Origin of the sequence: Mesorhizobium sp. LNHC252B00 (assembly GCF_000502955.1) — a bacterium.
Classification (GTDB): Bacteria; Pseudomonadota; Alphaproteobacteria; order Rhizobiales; family Rhizobiaceae; genus Mesorhizobium.
Map to the genome: position 1 here is coordinate 16921 of NZ_AYWO01000009.1, position 20496 is coordinate 37416.

The following is a 20496-nucleotide window of genomic DNA, read 5'->3' on the forward strand; positions in this document are numbered from 1 at the left end:
GTCGAGATCGCCATCGCCTGCCGCCACATCTCCTTGCTCGGATAGCGTAGCGAGGTGTTCGACAGGGATGTCGATCATCCTCCGATTTCTTGACACATTTTGTGATTTGCACGCTACCGCTAACGGGGCTCTGGTAGGCATAGGCCTTTCCGGCTTCAGGCACTTGGCGGAAAGGGCGGGGCGGGTGTGAAAGGTGGCCAACCATGGCCGAGGCAAGCACCATTGTCTTAAGCGGCGACTATGGGTACACCCAGTATAAGGTATCCGGCCTGGCCGCCGACACCACCATCGATGCCACCGACGCCTCGTGGATCGTCGCCAATCAGGGAAGCCCCACCAACCTCTATCCCTTCGCGGTCGTCAACCCCGGCGCCAACCTCCTGGCATTTGGCGGCACGATCAACGGCACGGTCTCACAAACCGGCGACTGGGAGGACATTTACGTCAACTCCGCCGCAGTCCGTATAAATTCAGCCCACAACTTTGTCATCGACGATTGGACGGTTACCCAGCCCTGGGACGGCATCCGTGTCGGCGGCACGGGCACCTTCGTCATCGAAGATAGCTATGTCGGCTACTCCCGCGACGACGCGGTCGAGGACGATGACGTCATCGGCGGCACGATCAAGGATTCCCTGTTCGACCACGTGTTTTCCGGAGTGAGCCTTGGCGACGGTGACGTTGATGGGTCTGACAACACAGTCATCATGGATGGCATGCTTCTGGGCATGGGAGAGTACCTTCGCAAAGGCGAGATGACCCACGGTTCGCCGTTTAAACTCGACAAGGGGACAGGCTCTAACGATATCGTGCCCAGCCTGCACTTTATCGATTGTGTGGTGGCGATCACCGACGTGAACCACAACGGCATGGAGCGGCTGCAGCGGGCCTGGGACAAGACGGTCGAGTCGCACGGCAACTACTATCTCAACCTCTCTGACACGCCGCTGCCGTCCAGTTATCCAATGCCGCCCGACGGTTGGACGGTCCTTCAAGGCCAGGCGGCGCGCGACTACTGGGCCAACGCCAAGGCGGTCTGGCATGCAGCCCATGACGGGACTGACCAGCCACCGTCACCGCCGACCCCGCCTACCGACCCGACCACGGGAACTACCGGGGACGACACTTTTTTCGGCACTGCCGCGGCCGATACCTATGATGCTTTGGCTGGCAACGACATACTGTGGGGCCGGGGTGGCAACGACGTGCTCAACGGTGGCGCCGGCAAGGACACCTTCGTGTTTGACACGGCCTTTGGCCCGGACAATGTCGCTACGCTCCCCGACTTCCACGCAGCGGACGACGCGCTCTATCTCGACAACGCCGTCTTCACCAGCCTCGGCCCCGGATCGTTGTCCAGCCCGACGCAGGTGAACTCGTCCTATTTCGAGTTGCGCCAGCACGCCACCAGCCATAACGATTACCTGCTCTACAACCAGACCACAGGCATTCTGTACTATGACCCCGATGGCTCGAAATCGGCCGCTCAGGTGGAAATCGCCCACCTACAGGCCGGGGCGGTCCTGACCTTCCACGACGTGTACGTCATTTGATCGCCGATGCGATCGCACACGGCACTACGAAGCGCGGGCGTGAGGTCCGACGAGCTACGCCGGATTCTGTGAAGGCTTATTGGCGGATCGGACTGCAAAGATCCCTCCCCTAGAGATGCCGCTATGGGTTGCACTTCAGGTTCGACTCAAGAGGGCTGGGCACCGTCGCCTTCCAACGATCGATACTGCCGCCCGTTCTTGACAATCACACCCCGATCGCCGCCACCAGTATCCGGTTCTGCCTGCGTATCGCCGCGCGCAGTTCCGGGATCTTCGCCTTGTCGCGTTTAACGAACTCGATGAACATCATGTTCATGTTGTTGAAGATCAATTCGCCGAGCGCCGCCCCGTCGATGTCCTGCCGCACAAGGCCGAGCGCCTGCAGCCGGGCGATCAGCGCGCGGATCTGTTCGGTCAGCGCGCGGTCAAGCGCGGTGTAGGCCTGGCCGAACGGGCTGTCGGGCAGTTGCGTCGAGATCGCCATCGCCTGCCGCCACATCTCCTTGCTGAGATAGTGCAGCGAGTGCTCGATATAGATGCCGACCAGCGTGTCCAGCGCATCGCCGACATTGGCCGGCGGCCTGGCGACGACGCCCTGCCCGGCATTGAGCACCTCGTTGACCTCCAGCGAGACGATGGCGCCGAGGATGTCGCCCTTGTTCTGATAGTAATTGTAGATGGTGCCGATCGAGACTTCGGCCTGGGCAGCGATAGCCTCGATCTTGGCACCCTCATAACCGGCGTCGCGGAAAAGCTCCGCGGCCGCCTCGATGATGCGGCGGTGCCGATCCGCCTTTTGCCTTGCCCGCAATCCGCTCATCTTAGCCTCTTGCCATAAAAACAGAATTGACTCAATTTTAGAATTGGTTCAATTTTTTGCAAGAAGCCACAAAGGCAAGGGAGAACACTCGATGTCCGATAAACCTGCATCCAGGAATCCGCTTTCTGTTCTGAGGAGCCGTCTGCATGCGGCGTGTGCCGCCACCGCGCTGCTGCTTGGAGCAGGCAGCGCTGCCCAGGCCGCCGACCTCAATGCGCTGATCTGGTGCGATCATGCCGATCCGGCGCTGCTGCAGCCGTTCGAGGAGGCCAATGGCGTCAAGGTCAACGTCAAGGAATTCGAGGGCACCGGCGCTGGGCTCGCCATCGTCGAGCAGTCGCAGCCGGGCGACTGGGACGTGATGGTGATCGACAGCATCGACGTGCCGCGCGGTGTCGAGAAGGGCCTGTTCGAGCCGCTGCCGGAAGACAGACTGCCACTGGCTGACCTGTTCCCGCAGGTGAAGATGGACGGCTCCACCGTGGTCGGCGGCAAGCGCTACGGCATCACTGAAAAGTTCGGCTACAACACGATCGGCTACAACAAGACCAAGGTCGACCCGGCCGACATGCAGTCGATGGCTGCGCTGACCGGCGACAAGTACAAGGGCAAGGTCGCCATCTACGACTACTATCTGCCGGTCATCGGCATGGCCGCGCTGGCCATCGGCAAGAAGACGGCCGAGCTGACCGAAGCCGACCTGCCCGCCCTCAAGGATGAGCTTCTCAAGATGAAGGCGAACGCCAAGCTGGTCGGCGAAGTGACCGCCAGCCAGACGGCGCTGGCGACCGGCGAGGTCGACATACTTGTTGGTGGCGGCGAATGGGTGACGGCGGGGCTGGCCAAGGAAAACCCGGCGCTGGACTTCTCTATTCCCAGAGAAGGTGCAGTTCTGTGGTCGCAGTCGCTGGCCATGTTCAAGGATTCCAAAAATAAGGACATGGCGCTGAAATTCATCCAGTACATCATGAGCCCGGAAGGCCAGGCGCGGCTTGCCACCTCGTCCTGCTACTGGGGCATGCCGGCGAACACCAAGGCGACGCTGACCGACGAGCAGAAAAAGATCCTGCGTTTCGACGAGCAGCCGGGCTTCCTCGCCCGCGCCCAGTCCTATCCGGCGCCGAACGCCGATCTCGACAAGAAGATGCAGGATATGTGGACCGAAATACTGCAGGCAAAATGAGCGATTGCGGCTGATGAAGTCAATTGGAAGCAACGGGCGTGCCTTGCCCTGGGCGCTGGTGACGCCAGCGCTCAGCTGGACGCTTTTGTTCTTCGTGCTGCCCTTCATCGCCATGGGGCTGTCCAGCCTGACGGCGCATGAGGGCGGCGGCTTCACGGCGTCCAACTACAGCCAGTTCTTCACCAACCCCTCCTACTGGCAAGCGATGGTGAACTCGCTTGAGGTGACGGCGATCGTCACCGTCGTCTCCGTGCTGCTCGCCTACCCGTTTGCCTGGATCCTGGCGGAACAGGTGCCGGAACGCTGGCAACGGCTGGCGCTGATGCTGGCCGTGCTGCCGTTCTGGACCTCCTATGTCGTGCGCTCCTATTCCTGGCTGCTGGTGCTGGCACAGAACGGCGTGGTCAACCGGGCGCTGACCGGCACCGGCCTGTTCAGCGAGCCGCTGCAACTCGCCAATACACGGTTCGCCACCGTCACCGGCTTCGTGCATTTCTTCATCATGCTTTTGACGCTGACGATCTTCGCCAACCTCAAGCAGCTCAGCCCGAGCTACCGCAAGGCCGCCGCCGATCTCGGCGCCGGGCCGGTGCGCACCTTCCTGCATGTCGTCCTGCCGCTGACTTTGCCCGGCATCATGGTCGGCGCCTTCCTCACTTTCGTGCTGTGTATCGGCGACTACATCACGCCGCAGATCCTGGGCGGCAACAACGAACTCCTGATGCCGCAGCTGGTGATGATGCAGATCGGCCGGCGCGGTGACTTTCCGCTGGCCTCGGCGCTGTCGATCATCCTGATGGCGGTGGTCACCATTGCCTATCTCGGCTGCGCGCGCTGGCTGAAGATCGAGCGAGCCTGAGATGGCCAGGATCGTCCGCATCGCCTCGTGGCTCTACGCCGTCCTGATCTACGGCTTCATCTTCCTGCCGGTGATCGTGCTGGTGCTGTTTTCGTTGCAGGCGACGTCGTTTCCGATCCCGCCCTTCACCGGCCCGTCGCTGCGCTGGTACGATGCGGTTCTCTCCGACCCGCGGCTGACCTCGGCGCTGGTCAATTCGCTGCTGGTGGCGTCCATCTCGTCGTTTGCGGCCGTCACGCTCGGCTTCCTCTCCGCCTGGGGCTTTGCCCGTTTCGTCCTGCCCGGCTCCGGTCTGCTGCGCGGGCTGATCACGCTGCCACTGACCGTCAGCTACCTCATCATCGGCATGGGACTGCTGGTGCTGTTCAACTGGGCCGGGGTGCCGAAATCGCTGCTCGCCGCCGGCATCGGCCATGTCGTGATCAACCTGCCGCTGTGCTTTGCCATCATCTACAGCCAGATGGGCGACCACCAGATCAACATCGAACGCGCCGCGCGCGATCTCGGCGCGCCGGAATGGAAAGTGCTGCTGTTGATCACCGTGCCGGTCATGGCGCCGGCAATCTTCGCCGGCTTCTTCCTGTCGATGACCTTCTCGTGGGACGAGTTCGTCATCTCTTTCCTTTTGACCCGTTTCGACACGACCTTGCCGGTGGAAATCTGGAACCTGCTGCGCTCCGGCCTCAACCCGAAAACCAATGCCGTCGGCTCGCTGGTCTTCGCCGTCTCGATCGTGCTGGTCGTGCTGTTCGAACTGACATTGCTGCGCAGGAGAAGAGCATGACTGCACCCCTGGTCGACATAAGTTCCGTATCGCATCGCTTTGGCCAGCAAATCGTGCTGAAGAATGTCTCGCTCAAGATCGAGCCGGGCAGCTACACGATCCTGCTCGGACCCTCAGGCTCCGGCAAGACGACGCTGCTGTCCATTCTGGGCGGCTTCGTCACGCCCAGCGAAGGCAAAGTGTTCATCCGCGGCGAGGACTGCACCTCGGTGCCGCCGGCCAAGCGCCCGACGACGACGGTGTTCCAGGACTACGCGCTGTTCCCGCATATGAGCGTCGGCGGCAATGTCGGTTTTGGGCTGCGCATGCAGGGCGTCGACGGCGCGACCCGGGCTGCAAAGGCACGCGAGGCGCTGGCGCTGGTTGGGCTGGCCTCCGCTTTCGACAAGAAGCCGCATCAGCTCTCCGGCGGCCAGCGGCAGCGCGTGGCTCTGGCGCGGGCGCTGGTGATCGAACCGGCGGTGCTTTTGCTCGACGAGCCGCTCGGCGCGCTCGACCTCAAACTGCGCCGGCAAATGCAGGACGAGTTGAAGGCAATCCAGAAGCGCGTCGGCACAGCCTTCATCCATGTCACCCACGACCAGGAAGAAGCGATGGCGCTGGCCGACCATTGCGTGGTGATGAATGACGGGCGCATCGAGGACGAAGGCCCGCCCGAGCGCGTCTATGCGCGGCCGGCGACGCGCTTCTCCGCGACCTTCATGGGCGAAAGCACGATCCTCGCCGGCAAGGTTGCGGAGGCCAAGGACAGGACCAGCACGGTCGCGACGCCCGTCGGGCCGATTTCACTGCCCGGCGCGTTGCCGGTCGGCTCGGCCGTCGGGCTCGCCATACGGCCGGAGCATCTCGTCTTCGGCGTGGCCAGCGGCGATGTCGGGCTTGGCACGGCCGAGGTGAGCGACATCGTCTTCCAGGGCAGCTTCAAGCGCGTGCTCGCCGTTTCCGTCGAAGATCCGTCGCTACACTTCATCGCCAGGCTGCCGCCTACCTCCACCGTCCAGCCTGGCGACACGGTCGCGATTTCGTGCGATATCGGCGCGATCATCCTTTTGACGGATTGAACATGGGCACGCTTCCGCTCATCGACGCTCCAGACTGGTACGAGACCATCCGCATGGGCGATGGCGTGACGCTGATCCACGAGCCGTGGATCAAGCCATTCTTCCGCTGCAACATGTGGCATGTGCGCGGCCGCGACCGCGATCTCCTGTTCGATACCGGGCTTGGCCATTTCAGCCTCAGGCGTCATGTGCCGCTCGTGAGCGAGCGACAACTGACCTGCGTCGCCAGCCACACGCATTTCGATCACATCGGCTGCCACCATGAATTTCCCGATCGCTGGGTGCATGCAGCCGAGGCTCAAATCCTCGCCGATCCGCGCAACGAATGGACCGCCGCCAGCACCTACGCGACGGACGAGATGTTCGAGGGCATGCCGCAAGGCTGGGACACGGCACGCTACGGCATTCTACCCGCACCCGCCGGTCGTCTGCTCGCACATGGCGATGTCGTCGATCTCGGCGACCGCGCCTTCGAGGTGATCCATACGCCCGGCCACTCGCCCGGCGGCATCGCGCTCTACGAAAACAGGACGGGCATCCTGTTATCCGGAGACATCATCTATGACGGCCCGCTGATCGACGATGTCTACCACTCCGTGGTCGATGACTATGTCGCCACCTTGCTGCGCCTGCGCGACCTCGACGTCTCGGTCGTGCATGGCGGCCATTTCCCGAGCTTCGGAAAAGTGCGCTATCGCCAGCTTGTCGACGAGTACTTGGCGCAGAAGCGGCAAGCCGGCTGCCATCTGCGGCAGCGTTCATAGCTGAGTTGAGCGTGATTTCGGCGATCAGCGCCGGCTGACGATCCGTTGGCGAAACCACTCGAACACCACTCAATACCTTCTTGGTAGCCGGTTTGCGCAGCAGCTTTGGCGCACGCTATCGACGCGGCGGCCGACCGGATCTGCTGAGGAGAACTTCGTGACTACAGCGCCCTTTGTGGGCATGGCGCCCCGGCGGCATCACCACAGCGCGACGCCGTGGGTTGAGGCCGGAAGCTCGTCTCTTCGGACTGGCGCACCAGTTCGGCAAAGAGCAGCGCGAAGCTTCCCAGCATCAGAAAGACGATGATCAGGCGTGTTACCGGCAATATGACGGCCTCGACTGGCTAGCCCCACGCCACCCATCCGATGCCCGGCTAACATGACGGGTCCGGCTTTACGAGAGCTTAAGCCCGGTCTTAACCATCACATTCGCGCAGCCTCTGACATGACGCGCGAACGGCACGTCCGCAACCCGCCGTTCTGCCGTCGCCTTGCCATCCGGGATAGCCACGGCATCCGGGATAGCCATGGCATCCAGGATAGCCACGGCATCCGGGATAATGCCTCTCTTTGCAGACCTGGCCCGCCCATGCTACCCCGGCGCTGGCGCGGCCCAGCAACAGCGTGCTGCCAACCGGTCGTCGTCGGGGAACCATGAGCAAAACCGCCAGCCGCATCGCCTTCGTCTCGTCCGACACCGCCGACGCCAAGACGGCGCTGGAAGGCCTGTCGGCGCGCTATGGCCAGTCCTCCGTCGAGGATGCCGAGATCGTCGTCGCGCTTGGCGGTGACGGCTTCCTGCTGCAGACGCTGCGCGAGACGATGGGGACCGGCAAGAAGGTCTACGGCATGAACCGTGGCACCATCGGTTTCCTGATGAACGAGTACCGGTCCGGCGGGCTCACCGAGCGGATCGCGGCCGCGGTCGCAGAAACGATCCGCCCGCTGGAGATGCTGGCCGAGACCTCGGCAGGCGAAACGCTTTCGGCGCTGGCGATCAACGAAGTCGCGCTGTGGCGGCAATCCTATCAGACGGCCAAAATCCGCATCACCGTCGACGAGCAAATACGGCTCGAGGAACTGAGCTGCGACGGTGTGATGATCGCGACGCCGGCCGGGTCCACCGCCTACAATCTTTCCGCGCACGGGCCGATCCTGCCGCTCGACGCGCCCCTGCTGGCGCTGACCCCGGTCAGCCCGTTTCGCCCGCGCCGCTGGCGCGGCGCGCTGCTCTCCAACAAGGCGACCGTGCGCTTCGACATTCTCGAGCCGGAAAAGCGGCCTGTGAACGCCGCCGCCGACCATACGGAAGTCAAGGCGGTGACCTCGGTCACGGTCAGGGAATCGCCCACTGCGACGGCGACGTTGCTGTTTGATCCCAACCATTCCTGGAACGAACGCATTCTCGCCGAACAGTTCCGCTATTGAGCCGGCGCCGCGACCGACACCTCGATTAAGCATCCCGATTAAGGTTACAACTTCACAATCGCGCCAATCACGGCCGTTTCTGTTGACAAATCGAGGGCTTGCTCCTAATTGCAATACCAATCTTGCAGGCGCGTGGCGCTTGCCGCGATAGACGCCGTTAGACGCCGTTGCGCTTCCCCGAACCAGCCAAAGACAGCAACAATTGTCCTCAGACACCACGACCGCTCCAGAAGCGTTGACCTTTTCAGACCTAGGCCTGTCGCCGAAGGTTCTTTCCGCAGTCACCGACGCCGGCTACACGCAGCCGACGCCGATACAGTCTGGTGCCATTCCGCACGCGCTTCTCGGCAAGGACGTGCTGGGCATTGCCCAGACCGGCACCGGCAAGACGGCATCCTTCGTGCTGCCGATGCTCACAAGACTGGAAAAGGGCCGCGCCCGTGCCCGCATGCCGCGCACGCTCATTCTCGAGCCGACACGTGAGCTTGCCGCGCAGGTCGAGGAAAACTTCGTCAAATACGGCAAGAACCACAAGCTCAACATTGCGCTCTTGATTGGCGGCGTGTCGTTCGACGAACAGGACAAGAAGCTGGAGCGCGGCGCCGACGTGCTGATCGCGACGCCCGGCCGCCTGCTCGATCACCGTGAGCGTGGCAAGCTGTTGCTCAATGGCGTCGAGATCCTTGTTATCGACGAAGCGGACCGCATGCTCGACATGGGCTTCATCCCCGACATCGAGCGCATTTGCGAGATGATCCCGTTCACCAGGCAGACGCTGTTCTTCTCGGCGACGATGCCGCCGGAGATCACCAAACTCACCGAAAAATTCCTGCACGCGCCGGTGCGCGTCGAGGTTTCGAAGGCCGCGTCCGCAGCGACCAACATCATCCAGCGCCTGGTCAAGTCCGGCTCCAAGCCATGGGACAAGCGCGAGACCTTGCGCAATTTGATCAAGGCAGAGGATGCGGAACTGAAGAACGCCATCATCTTTTGCAACCGCAAGGTGGAAGTGTCGGAACTGTTCCGCTCGCTGCTGAAGTATGATTTCGACGCCGGCGCGCTGCATGGCGACATGGACCAGCGCGCGCGCATGCAGATGCTGGCTAATTTCCGCGATGGCAAGCTGCGCTACCTGGTCGCCTCCGACGTCGCCGCGCGCGGTCTCGACATCCCCGATGTCAGCCACGTCTTCAATTACGACGTGCCGATCCATGCCGAGGACTACGTTCACCGCATCGGCCGCACCGGACGCGCCGGGCGCTCTGGAAAATCCTTCACCATCGCGACCAAGTCGGACACCAAGTACATCGACGCCATCGAGCGGCTGATCGGCAACAAGATCGAGTGGCATGATGGCGACCTGTCGACAGTGGTCGCCAGCGAAGGCGAGGACGATGCTCCGCGCCGCGGCAAAGGCGCGCCGCGCCGTGCCGGCCGCAAGGACGACGAACGCAAGGACAGGGGCGACCGCAAACCACGCGAACGCCACGCCAGGCACAGTGAAGAACCGGCACCGGAAACGGTCCGCGAGGATCAGCCCGATGTGGCCGAGGGCGCGGTCGCCGACATCGGCGAACGCCGCTCGCGCAAGGACGCGATCCGGTCGGAAAACACCGAGCGCAAATCATCCGATCGCAACGAGCAGCGCGCACCGGAACGCGGCGACACCAGGCCGCAGCGCGACAGCAACCGCCCTGCCCGCCAACGCCACCAGGAAGACAACGACTCCACCGTCGGCTTCGGCGATGACATGCCAGCCTTCATGAAGATCGTCGCCAAGGTCTGATACGACAGCGCTGCGCGTCCTCTTGGACGCGCAAAAGCAGCCGTTTGCGCTGGAATCGGCAATTTGCCGATTCGTATCGCCAGATCGGCACCGAGATCGACAAATCCATCGGAAAGCTGGAGGTCAACCTCGACCCGAGGATAGGTCCGCATGTAATCCGCGATGACCCGTACGAGGAAATCCGGACCGAACAGAACTGGTGCGCTCACGCGCAGGATGCCTGACGGCTCCGATCGCTGGTTGCGGATTGCAGTGCTCGCCAGACAGCAGCAATCAATTGTCGGGAAGCGGCAGCGGTGTGTCACTCAAGGTCCGCAGGTAAGCGATGAGGTCAGCTCGCTGCTTCTCGTCCTGCAGACCCGGGAAAATCATATCTGTTCCGGGCAAAGCGAATGCCGGATTTGAGATAAAAGAATTGAGGTCCTCAAAGGTCCAAGTGCCGCCGGCTTCCTTTATAGCTGACGAATACGGGACATCGCTTTGTGAGGCCTTCGGCCGCCCTACGACGCCCCACAGATTAACCCGTTTGGGAATCTTAAGGTTCGGCGATGCAAGATGACAAGCCCCGCACGTTCCGTCGAAAATTTCCTTGCCTGATTCAGCGCTTGCCGATGCAAGTCGAGCCGAAATCGGCGCAACGGCCGGTCGTCCGGCGCCATGACTGCGCAAGTAGGCCACGATGTCATCGTGACCCCTGAGCTTAGCCAAATGTATGGGCGGATTTCCATTCGATGTCAGTGCGTTGACCTCTGCCCCGGCGTCCACAAGATGAATGACGCATTGAAGGCAGCCATTTTCGGCAGCCACGTGCAGCGGCGTCTGCGCTTTCGCCACCTGATTTGGATCGGCCCCATTGTCGAGCAACAGCTTCACGATCTCGGCGTGCCCAGCCTTGTTGGCGGCGTAGAGTGGCGTTCTTTGCCAGCTGACGGGCAGGTTGACGTCCGCGCCACGATTGATCAGAAGTTTGGCTAACTCGACATTTCCGCCTTCGCAGGCGATGTAGAGCGCCGTAACGCCGTCAATTTCGTTGACAGCGGCGCCTTTGTCCAAGGCGGAAGCCACCGCCGCGACGTCGCCATTCCTGACAAGATCACCTAAGTTGCTCGCGTGGGCGGGCAGTGTAAAAAGGCAAAGGACGCATGAAGCTCTTGTCACCCACATGCGTCCTCGCTTGATCATTGTATCCTCCCTGAAGAGAGTTCCATGACGGGTTGATCTAGAACAAGAGCTTGCTGGTGGTGACACGGCTAGCCGAGAATGGCCGCTTTCGCCTCGGAAGCAGACATGTTGATCCAACCATGCCCGTTTATGAATTCACGCCCTAAAGCGTGTCGCGTCCGAACGGATCCAGGCGACCCGCTTTAGGTCTTTGTGTCATGCATGTCGTTGTCCCATAACCGAGGTTTGGGCGACATGCTCTAGCCAGCCTGGCTCGCCCGTTACATCGGTCCAGGCATCATCTTGGTCGGCTTCTCCAGCATCGGAAATTCGGCCTTACTGCATTTCACGTTCGGGTTCGTCGGACTGAACATCCCGTTCGGGTTGTCCGTCAGCCAGGCGTGAAGATCATAGTGCACAAACTCCCGCGGGATGAGCGGATAGTGCCCCTCCATCGGTCCCATGAAGGTTTGGCCGAAAAGCTTCGGAGGTTCCTTGATGTCTGGCGTCAGAGGCACCAGCCATTCCGCACCCACCAGGCGCAAACCCTTCTTGGTCGGTTCGTAAATGAGCACATTGGGGTGCATCGGGTCGAGTTTTTGGCCGACACTCGGGACGTTGACGAAATGGATACCCATGGCGCCTTTCGGGTAATCCATCGCACCCGCTATCTTTTCGCCGCTGTAGTAGACGCAGCCGACTGTCGACAGATAAAGGTCGCGGACGGCTGCGGTGTAGTCTTCATATTTGGCGAGCGACTTTTTCAAGGCATCGATGTCGGCCTTGTTGGCGTCCTCGGCCCGCGCCGTAGCGACGCCCAACCATGCGCTCATCAGGCCTGTTAAAGCAAGGACGCCGCAGCGCCCAAGACTGGCTGTTCTTGGCATGCATTCCTCCCAGATTTTCTCATCTGGCCGTGCAAGACCCGAGGCGGAAAAAAATGCTGAGTGCGCGGCCAGTTGCACCGCCTCATCCCCTACGGAACGGCAATTACGCTATTCCTTTCCGTGGTTGCGGGAAAGTTTTTATTTAGCATAAACTAATGTTCTGGCGCTGATCCGAAGAGCGCCCTTAACAGCCCAAACAAAAACGGCCCCAACGCGGGGCCGCTTCGCATTCCTCGCCGAACAGATCAGGTAAGCGGCGACAGCTGGATTTCGACGCGGCGGTTCTGAGCGCGCCCTTCGGCCGTAGCGTTCGATGCGACCGGACGCGTCTTGCCGAAACCGGTGACGGCGAAGCGGCGCTGATCGACGCCCTGGCCGTACAAATAGTTGGCGACCGCCAGGGCGCGGCGCTGGGACAGGTCGAAATTGTGCTGATCCCCACCAGTCGAATCGGTGTGGCCGAACACATCGACCGTGGTCTGCTTGAACTTCTTCAGCACCAGCGCGACCGAATTCAGCACCTGGTAGAAGCCGGGCTTCACTGCGTCCTGATCCGTATTGAAGGTGATATCGGAGGGCATGTTGAGGATGATCTGGTCGCCGCTACGGGTGACGCTGACGCCGGTACCCTCGAGTTGCCGGCGCAGTTCGGCTTCGTTCTGGTCCATTGTGGCGCCGATGGCACCACCGGCAAGCGCACCGATGCCCGCGCCGATCAGCGCGTTGCGGCGGTCATTGCCGCCGGCAAGCAGGCCAAGGCTGGCACCCGCCAGGGCGCCAAGGCCAGCACCGGCAGCGGTGTTGGAAATCTTCTGGTCGCCTGTATACGGATCAGTGGTGGTGCAGGCACTCATGAGCACAGCCGTCGCCACGACGACGAGCACAGTCTTTTTCATAGGATGGTCCCTCTCCAAGTCACGCCTTGCGGTGGCGCCAAATCAGCCCTTCCGGCGACTTGTACCATGAATTGCGGCGAAAAACGGAACGGCAAAAACGCCGCCCACGGCTTTTCCGGGGATCACACCCCGGCGACGGCGCCGCATCGCCACGCCGGGGTGGCCTGAATTAGGCTACCAGAGATTCTTGCCATCGATGACCACCACTTCGACCTTGTCCAGATCGAAATCATCGAACAACCGCGAATTGACGCTGATCTTGGGATTCTCGAAATTAGGCTCGCCCGTCGACCAGTCCGGCGTTTCCGTGAAGGTGCCGCAGCCGCAGGTAGCGCAAAACCCATGATTTACCGTTTTCGACCCCCATCGGTAGAAAGAAACGTTCTCCATCGGGCTGGTGAGCTTGAATTGCGATGGAATGTAGTAGGCCCAGAGCGAGCCGCGTTTCGAGCAGAACGAACAGGTGCATTGCGTCACAGTCTGCGGTGCCTGCGAAACCTCAAACGTCGTCGCCTTGCAATGACAGCTTCCCTTGATGGTCATCGACGAATTCCTCTCCATTGCCCGCCACCTATGGGGCAAAGGCAGCATAAAGAAGTGCTCCTGACAACCGTCTGTCATCATGCGTCCACCGAACCACGAATGCCCGGGCTGCCCAGGCATAGACAAGCTCCGGCAAGTCAGTAGCCTGCCCCATTACACGCGGCCGCGGATGTCGTGTCGTCAATAAGAGCGAGGCGGCACGAACAGGCAGATTGTCTTGCCGGCGTCGAGACCGGCCTGATGCGCGCACCAGTGGAACTCACCGTCAGGGCTGTCCTTGACGCGCTTGTCGCTCATGGGAACAACCTCACCCGTGCCGGCGATGACATAGCCCTCGGGTTTTTCCAACACTTCGCCAGTATGAGCCGTACGACAATCATAGTTGGCGCAGCATGCGAATGGGTAACTCCAGCCTAGTGGCTTTGCCGCTGTCGGTGTGGCGTCATGCGCAAAGGCAGGTGCCGTCAGCATTGCGATTGCGGCAATTGCGAACAGGGAAAACAAGAGTCGGCCGGCCGGTTCAGCGGCATGGGCCGATCTGGAAGTGGCAGCAGACATGGAAGCGTTCCTTTCAAACGAGCATCAAGCAGTTCGCTTGCCCGTTCCCGGAACGTGTCTTCCCAGCGGCCAGATCGTCAGCTTGCAGATATGCCGCGCCCGGCCATAAATGCTTTTTGTCTCCCCTCAATGCCGTGATGGTGAGCGCAAATGTGAGTCGGCGCAAGAAATTGCTGCGTTCACGAGTACCGCGGCGCATGCCAACCAATCATCCGCTACCGACCGCTGAAATCAACTTCCCGGCAAACAGGTGTCGAATAAACGGGATCGGTGCCGTGTGGTTCCAGCCTATGGCTGGTTGGCGATCACATGCTCTTGATATTGAGGCAGGCCGTCGGCATTCTCTCCTCGTCCTGGGGCGCAGGGTTCGGGTCCATCAGCACCGGCAGCGCATGAGCCGCCGTTTGCAGGCCGGCCTCACCTGAATATGAGCATACCCTTAGTCCAGGTCCGCCACTGCTTCGCCGGCACCGCCTTCGATGCGCTGCGACAATGAGGCCTCCATGAAATCGTCGAGGTCGCCATCGAGCACGCTCGACGGGCTGGTGCTCTCGACGCCGGTGCGAAGATCCTTCACCAACTGATAGGGCTGCAGCACATAGGAGCGTATCTGGTGACCCCAGCCAATATCACTCTTCGAGGCTTCGGTGGCGTTTGCAACCGCCTCGCGCTTCTTCAGCTCCTCCTCATAGAGACGCGAGCGCAGCATTTCCCAGGCCTTGGCCTTGTTCTTATGTTGCGAACGTTCGGCCTGGCAGGCGACAGCGATGCCGGTCGCAAGGTGGGTGATGCGCACCGCGGAGTCGGTGGTGTTGACGTGCTGGCCGCCGGAGCCGGACGAGCGATAGGTATCAATGCGAACATCGGATTCGGAAACGTCGATCTCGATCGTGTCGTCGATGACCGGATAGACCCAGACGCTGGCGAAGGACGTATGCCGACGTGCGTTGCTGTCATAGGGCGAAATACGCACTAACCGATGCACACCGGATTCGGTCTTCATCCAGCCATAGGCGTTGTGGCCCTTGATCATCAACGTGGCGGACTTGATGCCGGCCTCTTCGCCGTCATGCACCTCCAGGACCTCGACCTTGAAGCGGCGCCGCTCGGCCCAGCGCGTGTACATGCGCAGCAGCATCGACGCCCAATCCTGGCTTTCGGTGCCGCCGGCGCCGGCATGGATTTCGAGATAAGTGTCGTTGGCGTCGGCTTCACCCGACAGCAGCGTCTCAACCTGGCGGGCCTTCGCTTCGCCCTGCATCGAACGGAGCGCGGCTTCGGCTTCGGCGATCACGCCCTCGTCGCCCTCTTCCTCGCCGAGTTCGATCAGGCCGATATTGTCTTCCAGCGCCTGCGTCAGCCCTCTCACCGAGGCGATGCCTTCTTCGAGGCTCTGACGTTCGCGCATCAGTTTCTGCGCTTCCAGCGGTTCGTTCCAGAGACTGGCGTCCTCGGCGCGCACATTGAGGTATTCAAGCCGTTTTATGGCCTGATCCCAGTCAAAGATGCCTCCTCAGCAGGGTGATCGCCTGCCTGATCTCGTCGACAATATTCTGCGTTTCCGCGCGCATGGCTGGCTGTTCTGTCCTGTGTTTGCTGAAATCGGTCGGCGCGATACATAGGGAGGCCGCCGCCGGCTGTAAAGCAAAATGGGCTGGCGCAAGGCCAGCCCACCCGCCCATGAAAGTCGTCAGTAGAGGCCGCCGCCGCCGGACTGGATGGCTTGATTGGCCTGTGGCGACAGCGCGCCACCTGTGGCATTTGAGCCGTCGGCGCCCATGCCGATCACCCAATAGCTGTCAGCAGGACCGGTACCCGGCTTGAAGGCTTCCGTGATGGTGCCGGGATCACCCGCTGCGGCGCGCATGCCGGTCTTGCGATTGATGGCGACCAGACTCATGCCGTCCGGAACCTTGAAGTCGACATTGGGCGTGCCATCCAGCGCCACCCGCATGAAGTCCTTGAAGATAGGTGCTGCAAGACCACCGCCGGTGGCGCCATGACCAAGGCCGCGCGGCGTGTCGTAGCCCATGTAGAGACCGACGACGAGATTGGGCGTGTAACCGATGAACCAGGCGTCCTTCTCGTCGTTGGTCGTTCCGGTCTTGCCGGCGATGTGGCGGCCGAGTTCGCCGATGGTGGCGCCGGTGCCACGCTGCACGACGCCTTCCATCATCGAGGTGATCTGGTAGGCGGTCATCGGATCGAGCACCTGCTCGGAGTTGTCGACCAGTTCCGGCTCGGGCTGGTTCTGCCATTCGGTCGCATTGCACCCCTGGCAGCCACGTTCGTCCTGCTTGAACACCGTCTTGCCGTAGCGGTCCTGGATGCGGTCGATGAGCGACGGTTTGATCGACTTGCCGCCATTGGCCATGATCGAATAGGCCGACACCATACGCATCACGGTCGTTTCGCCGGAGCCTAGCGCCATCGGCAGATAGGGGGCCAGATGGTCGTAGACACCAAAGCGCTCGGCATATTCGACGACCAGCTTCATGCCCATGTCATTGGCAAGCCGCACCGTCATGAGGTTGCGCGACTTCTCGATGCCGGAGCGCAGGGTCGCCGGGCCCGCGACGGTGCCGTCGTAGTTCTTCGGCGTCCAGGTCGTGTTGCCGCTCTGGATGGTGATCGGTCCGTCCATGATCACCGAGGCCGGCGTATAGCCATTGTCGAGAGCCGCCGAATAGACGATCGGCTTGAAGGAGGAGCCCGGCTGGCGCATGGCTTGCGTCGCGCGGTTGAATTCGGACTGAGCGTAGGAGAAGCCGCCGACCATGGCCAGCACCCGGCCGGTATGCGGATCCATGGCGATCAGGCCGCCTTCCACTTCGGGGACCTGGCGCAGGCTGTAGGCGCTATCGGAGCCATCGTTCTTCTGCACGAAGATGACGTCGCCCGGTTTCAACACCTCTGCCGGCGACTTGGCCTTGACGGTCTTGCCGTCGACCACATGGCGCATGGCAAAACCCATGTCCTCCTTGCTGACGGTGCCTTCGACGCGTTCCTTGGCGATCTCGCCCGACGCCTGGCGCGCTGGCTGAAGGCCGATCGACAGACCGGTCGCCGAACTGTCGAGCACGACGGCGAGCGACCATTCCGGAACATCCTCCAGCCCCTTGACGCTGCCCAGCGGCACGCCCCAGTCGCCGGACACGTCGATTGACGTCACCGGCCCGCGATAACCGCGCAGGGTGTCATATTTCATCAACCCGTTCTGCATCGACTTGCGGGCAATGAGCTGGATCTTCGGATCAAGGGTGGTGCGGACGGAAAGGCCGCCCTCGTAGAGCGCATTCTCGCCGTAACGGGCAATGATCTGGCGGCGCACCTCTTCGGTGAAGTACTCGCCGGCAAACAGATAGTTGCCGTTCCGGCGCGGCGTCACGCCCAGCGGCTCGGCCTTGGCCTTGGCACCTTCCTCACGCGTGACATAGCCATTCTCGACCATCTGGTCGATGACCCAGTTGCGGCGCTCCAGCGCGCGATCGGTATGCTTGAAGGGGTGATAATTGTTCGGACCCTTCGGCAGGGATGCCAGATAGGCGGCCTCGGCCACGCTGAGCTCGTTGACCGACTTGTCGAAATAGGTCAGCGCCGCACCGGCGACGCCGTAGGCGCCGAAGCCGAAGAAGATTTCGTTCAGGTAGAGTTCGAGAATACGGTCCTTGGGATAGGCCTGCTCGATGCGGAAGGCGAGGATCATCTCCTTGATCTTGCGCTCGTAGGTCTGGTCCGAGGACAACAGGAAGTTCTTCGCCACCTGCTGGGTGATCGTCGAGGCGCCGACCTGGCGCCTGCCGGAGCCGAAATTCTGCAGGTTGACGATGATGGCCCGGCCGAGACCGGTCACGTCGATGCCGGGATGATTGTAGAAGTTCTTGTCTTCCGCGGACAGGAAGGCCGCCTTGACGCGATCCGGTATGGCCTGGATGGGCAGATACAGGCGCCGTTCGCGGGCATATTCGGCCATCAGCGCACCATCCGACGAATGGATGCGGGTGGTCACCGGCGGCTCGTATTTGGCCAGCACCTCGTAGTCGGGCAGATCCTTCGACAAATGGCCAATGTAGATCGCAACGCCCGCCGCGACCAGAAGGGCCAGCGTCGTGCCGATGCCGAAAAAATAGCCAATAAGACGAATCATACCCGCTCCAGTCCTTGGTTCGGGAATTTCCTAAACGAAGCCGCCTTTCGCGCAAGCATTCGAGCCGGTCCCAATCCGTAATCGAAAACCCTTGTCGCCACCATGTGGGCAAAATACGGCAATGCCGGATTTCGCGGCCCCGAGCCGGAAATAAAAGCACTGGTGTTGTCGTCGCGCCACGCCGGCTCTGGTTGCAGAGCCGCCGGACATGTCAGCCTCCGGCCCTTGCTCCGGCTTTGGCTGAAGCGAAAAGCGCAACGGCGTTGGTTATGCTCTGGGCCGCCTTGCCGCGCCAGTCGGGGTTGAGCAGCTGGGCCTCGTCCTTGGCGTTCGAGAGGTAACCGAGTTCAACCAGCACGGACGGCACATCGGGTGCCTTCAGCACCTTGAAGCCCGCCGAACGCTGCGGATTGTTTATGAGCCCGACGCTGGTCGACAGCTGGCCGACCAGCGTGTGAGCGAAACTCATCGAGAAATTGTGCGTTTCGCGGCGGATCAGGTCGATCAGAATGTCGGTGACTTCCTTGCTGTCGTTCTTGATCTCCATGCCGGCGAACTGGTCGGAGAGGTTCTCACGGTCGGCAAGCGCCTGCGCCTCGGGATCGGAAGCCTTGTCGGAGACGGTGTAGACAGTGGCGCCGCGGATACCCTTGACGCTGATTGTGTCGGCATGGATGGAAATGAGCAGGTCGGCCTCGTGCTGGCGGGCAATGCGCACGCGATCGTCCAGACGCAGGAATTCGTCGGTGTCGCGCGTCATGAACACATCGTAATTGCCGACGGCGGCGAGTTTGTCGCGCAACTCCGTGGCAAAGGCCAGCGTTACGTTTTTCTCGATGGTGCCGTTCAGGCCCTCGGCGCCGCCGTCGATGCCGCCATGACCTGGGTCGATGACGACGGTGAAGCGATGGCCCGGATTGGAGACCGGTCCAGTGCCGACCCGCTCGCCCTTGTCGGTCGAAACCGTCGATCCGGTGGTCAGCGCCTGATTGGCAAGTGCGGCATCGAATTCGCGCTCGGAAGCCGCCGACATGTCGATGGCAATGCGGTAGCCGGTTCCGTCCTCGTTCTTGAGCACATCGAGCTTGTCGACGGCGAAGGGCCCCTTGCCGGTGAGGATCAGCCGCGAAACGCCCTCGCCGAGATCGCCCAGGCGTACGCCCTTGACCAGGCCGCGTGCCTTCAAATCCTTGGCGTCAATGGCGAACCTCGTATTCGCTAGGTCGATGACAAGGCGGTTGGGGCCGCGCAGCAGGAACCATTTGATATCGGGCTCACGGTCGAAATCCATGACGATCCGCATCTTGGTGGCGTTGCCCGCCATCTTGTAGCCTTTTGCCACGGCCGGAGCGTCGTCGGCTTGGGCAATCGAGGAAAAGGCAGACGAGATCGTCAGCAACAACAAGAAGCAGAAAGTGGCCAGAATCCGACTGCCGACACGACATCCCTTGTCTGTGAAGTCTGCCGGTCCCATCTTTCGTCCAGTCGCTCCCGGTTTGGCGCCAGGCGCCTGGTCGATTCGTCGAAGTGCCGGTTAGGCCGCGAACTCGATTAACGATTGGTATCCAGAGAAGGTTAACCAAGCCTTTTCATGCAAGGGTCGAACCAGACTTACGCAACGGAACTGCTTTTTGCCGGCATCGGAAATCGGGGTTGCCTTCCACCCCGCCAAATCATAAAAGCGATGGTGGATCACTGCAATCCTGGAACCGCCCTCCTCCGCAGCTTCCTGCTACAGGGTCAGATGAAAAAGGCGGCTCCTTTCGCTTCACGCGAAAAGGCTCCAGGTGATCGCGACGAATTTCGCAGGTGTGCGCCCGTGGCGGGGGAATCGCCTGCGTGAGGAAAACGGCCGGGTTTGTTCCCGTGCCGGCTCTGTATGAGCAAACAAGCTGGTCCGGTTCGTCCGGGCTTTGGTTCAAAAGGTTCTGCTGGTGACGATGGCTTCAAGCGCAATCATGGAAAGGTCCGCATCAAACCGCGCCAGTATGGCTGCGGGCGGCACCGCCATGGCGCTCAAGCGGCGGCCGGCGGACGTTAAGATATCCGGCACCCACACTCCAGAA

17 protein-coding genes and 1 pseudogene are annotated in these 20496 nt (G+C 61.5%); 8 read left to right on the plus strand and 10 right to left on the minus strand.

What is annotated here, in order from left to right:
• Positions 1-203: 203 nt before the first annotated feature.
• Positions 204-1553 carry a calcium-binding protein gene (locus tag X744_RS1000000170985; protein ID WP_023759363.1) on the plus strand — a complete coding sequence of 450 codons (1350 nt, stop codon included), beginning with the start codon at positions 204-206 and terminating at the stop codon, positions 1551-1553.
• A 205-nt stretch (positions 1554-1758) separates the two neighbouring features.
• On the opposite strand, the gene X744_RS156420 is transcribed toward X744_RS1000000170985, so the two are convergent.
• Entirely contained in the window at positions 1759-2373 is a 615-nt protein-coding gene (locus X744_RS156420; protein ID WP_023759364.1) for a TetR/AcrR family transcriptional regulator, read from the minus strand.
• 91 nt (positions 2374-2464) lie between these two features.
• On the opposite strand from X744_RS156420, the gene X744_RS156415 reads away from it, so the two are divergent.
• The 7 genes from X744_RS156415 to X744_RS156385 all read left to right on the plus strand — a co-directional run bounded on the left by X744_RS156415 (position 2465) and on the right by X744_RS156385 (position 10238).
• Positions 2465-3556 (plus strand): spermidine/putrescine ABC transporter substrate-binding protein, encoded by a 1092-nt coding sequence (locus X744_RS156415; protein ID WP_023759365.1) that lies wholly within the window; start codon positions 2465-2467, stop codon positions 3554-3556.
• Between the two features lie 13 nt (positions 3557-3569).
• Positions 3570-4415, plus strand: coding sequence for an ABC transporter permease (locus X744_RS156410; RefSeq protein ID WP_023759366.1), 846 nt, complete (start codon positions 3570-3572; stop codon positions 4413-4415).
• A 1-nt stretch (position 4416) separates the two neighbouring features.
• Entirely contained in the window at positions 4417-5199 is a 783-nt protein-coding gene (locus X744_RS156405) for an ABC transporter permease (RefSeq protein ID WP_023759367.1), read from the plus strand.
• Positions 5196-6260, plus strand: a complete 1065-nt coding sequence (locus X744_RS156400; protein ID WP_023759368.1) for an ABC transporter ATP-binding protein — start codon at positions 5196-5198, stop codon at positions 6258-6260. Before X744_RS156405 ends, X744_RS156400 begins: the two co-directional genes overlap by 4 nt.
• A 2-nt stretch (positions 6261-6262) precedes the next feature.
• Complete coding sequence (locus X744_RS156395) at positions 6263-7024, plus strand: MBL fold metallo-hydrolase (protein WP_023759369.1); 762 nt, start codon at positions 6263-6265, stop codon at positions 7022-7024.
• Between the two features lie 654 nt (positions 7025-7678).
• Complete coding sequence (locus X744_RS156390) at positions 7679-8452, plus strand: NAD kinase (protein WP_023759371.1); 774 nt, start codon at positions 7679-7681, stop codon at positions 8450-8452.
• Positions 8453-8654: 202 nt separating this feature from the next.
• Positions 8655-10238, plus strand: coding sequence for a DEAD/DEAH box helicase (locus X744_RS156385; RefSeq protein WP_031260221.1), 1584 nt, complete (start codon positions 8655-8657; stop codon positions 10236-10238).
• 62 nt (positions 10239-10300) lie between these two features.
• On the opposite strand, the pseudogene X744_RS1000000175995 reads toward X744_RS156385, so the two are convergent.
• From X744_RS1000000175995 to X744_RS156335, 9 genes and pseudogenes are all read right to left on the minus strand, one after another.
• Positions 10301-10543, minus strand: a pseudogene (locus tag X744_RS1000000175995) (LysR substrate-binding domain-containing protein); the annotation flags it as partial.
• Positions 10512-11420, minus strand: a complete 909-nt coding sequence (locus X744_RS156375) for an ankyrin repeat domain-containing protein (RefSeq protein WP_031260222.1) — start codon at positions 11418-11420, stop codon at positions 10512-10514. The gene X744_RS156375 and the pseudogene X744_RS1000000175995, both read right to left, overlap by 32 nt.
• A gap of 260 nt (positions 11421-11680) precedes the next feature.
• On the minus strand, positions 11681-12286 hold the full coding sequence (locus tag X744_RS156370) for a hypothetical protein (RefSeq protein WP_023759375.1): 606 nt from the start codon (positions 12284-12286) through the stop codon (positions 11681-11683).
• Between the two features lie 245 nt (positions 12287-12531).
• Positions 12532-13182, minus strand: a complete 651-nt coding sequence (locus X744_RS156365) for an OmpA family protein (RefSeq protein ID WP_023759376.1) — start codon at positions 13180-13182, stop codon at positions 12532-12534.
• 174 nt (positions 13183-13356) lie between these two features.
• On the minus strand, positions 13357-13725 hold the full coding sequence (locus tag X744_RS156360; RefSeq protein WP_023759377.1) for a GFA family protein: 369 nt from the start codon (positions 13723-13725) through the stop codon (positions 13357-13359).
• Between the two features lie 180 nt (positions 13726-13905).
• Positions 13906-14283 carry a hypothetical protein gene (locus X744_RS156355; RefSeq protein ID WP_023759378.1) on the minus strand — a complete coding sequence of 126 codons (378 nt, stop codon included), beginning with the start codon at positions 14281-14283 and terminating at the stop codon, positions 13906-13908.
• A 439-nt stretch (positions 14284-14722) separates the two neighbouring features.
• A protein-coding gene (prfB, locus tag X744_RS156350; protein WP_156938544.1) for a peptide chain release factor 2 occupies positions 14723-15854 on the minus strand; the annotation gives its coding sequence in 2 pieces (ribosomal slippage) (positions 14723-15787 and positions 15789-15854; 1131 coding nt in all).
• A gap of 119 nt (positions 15855-15973) precedes the next feature.
• Entirely contained in the window at positions 15974-18430 is a 2457-nt protein-coding gene (locus tag X744_RS156340; RefSeq protein ID WP_023759381.1) for a penicillin-binding protein 1A, read from the minus strand.
• Between the two features lie 211 nt (positions 18431-18641).
• Complete coding sequence (locus X744_RS156335; protein WP_023759382.1) at positions 18642-19904, minus strand: N-acetylmuramoyl-L-alanine amidase; 1263 nt, start codon at positions 19902-19904, stop codon at positions 18642-18644.
• Positions 19905-20496 lie beyond the last annotated feature (592 nt).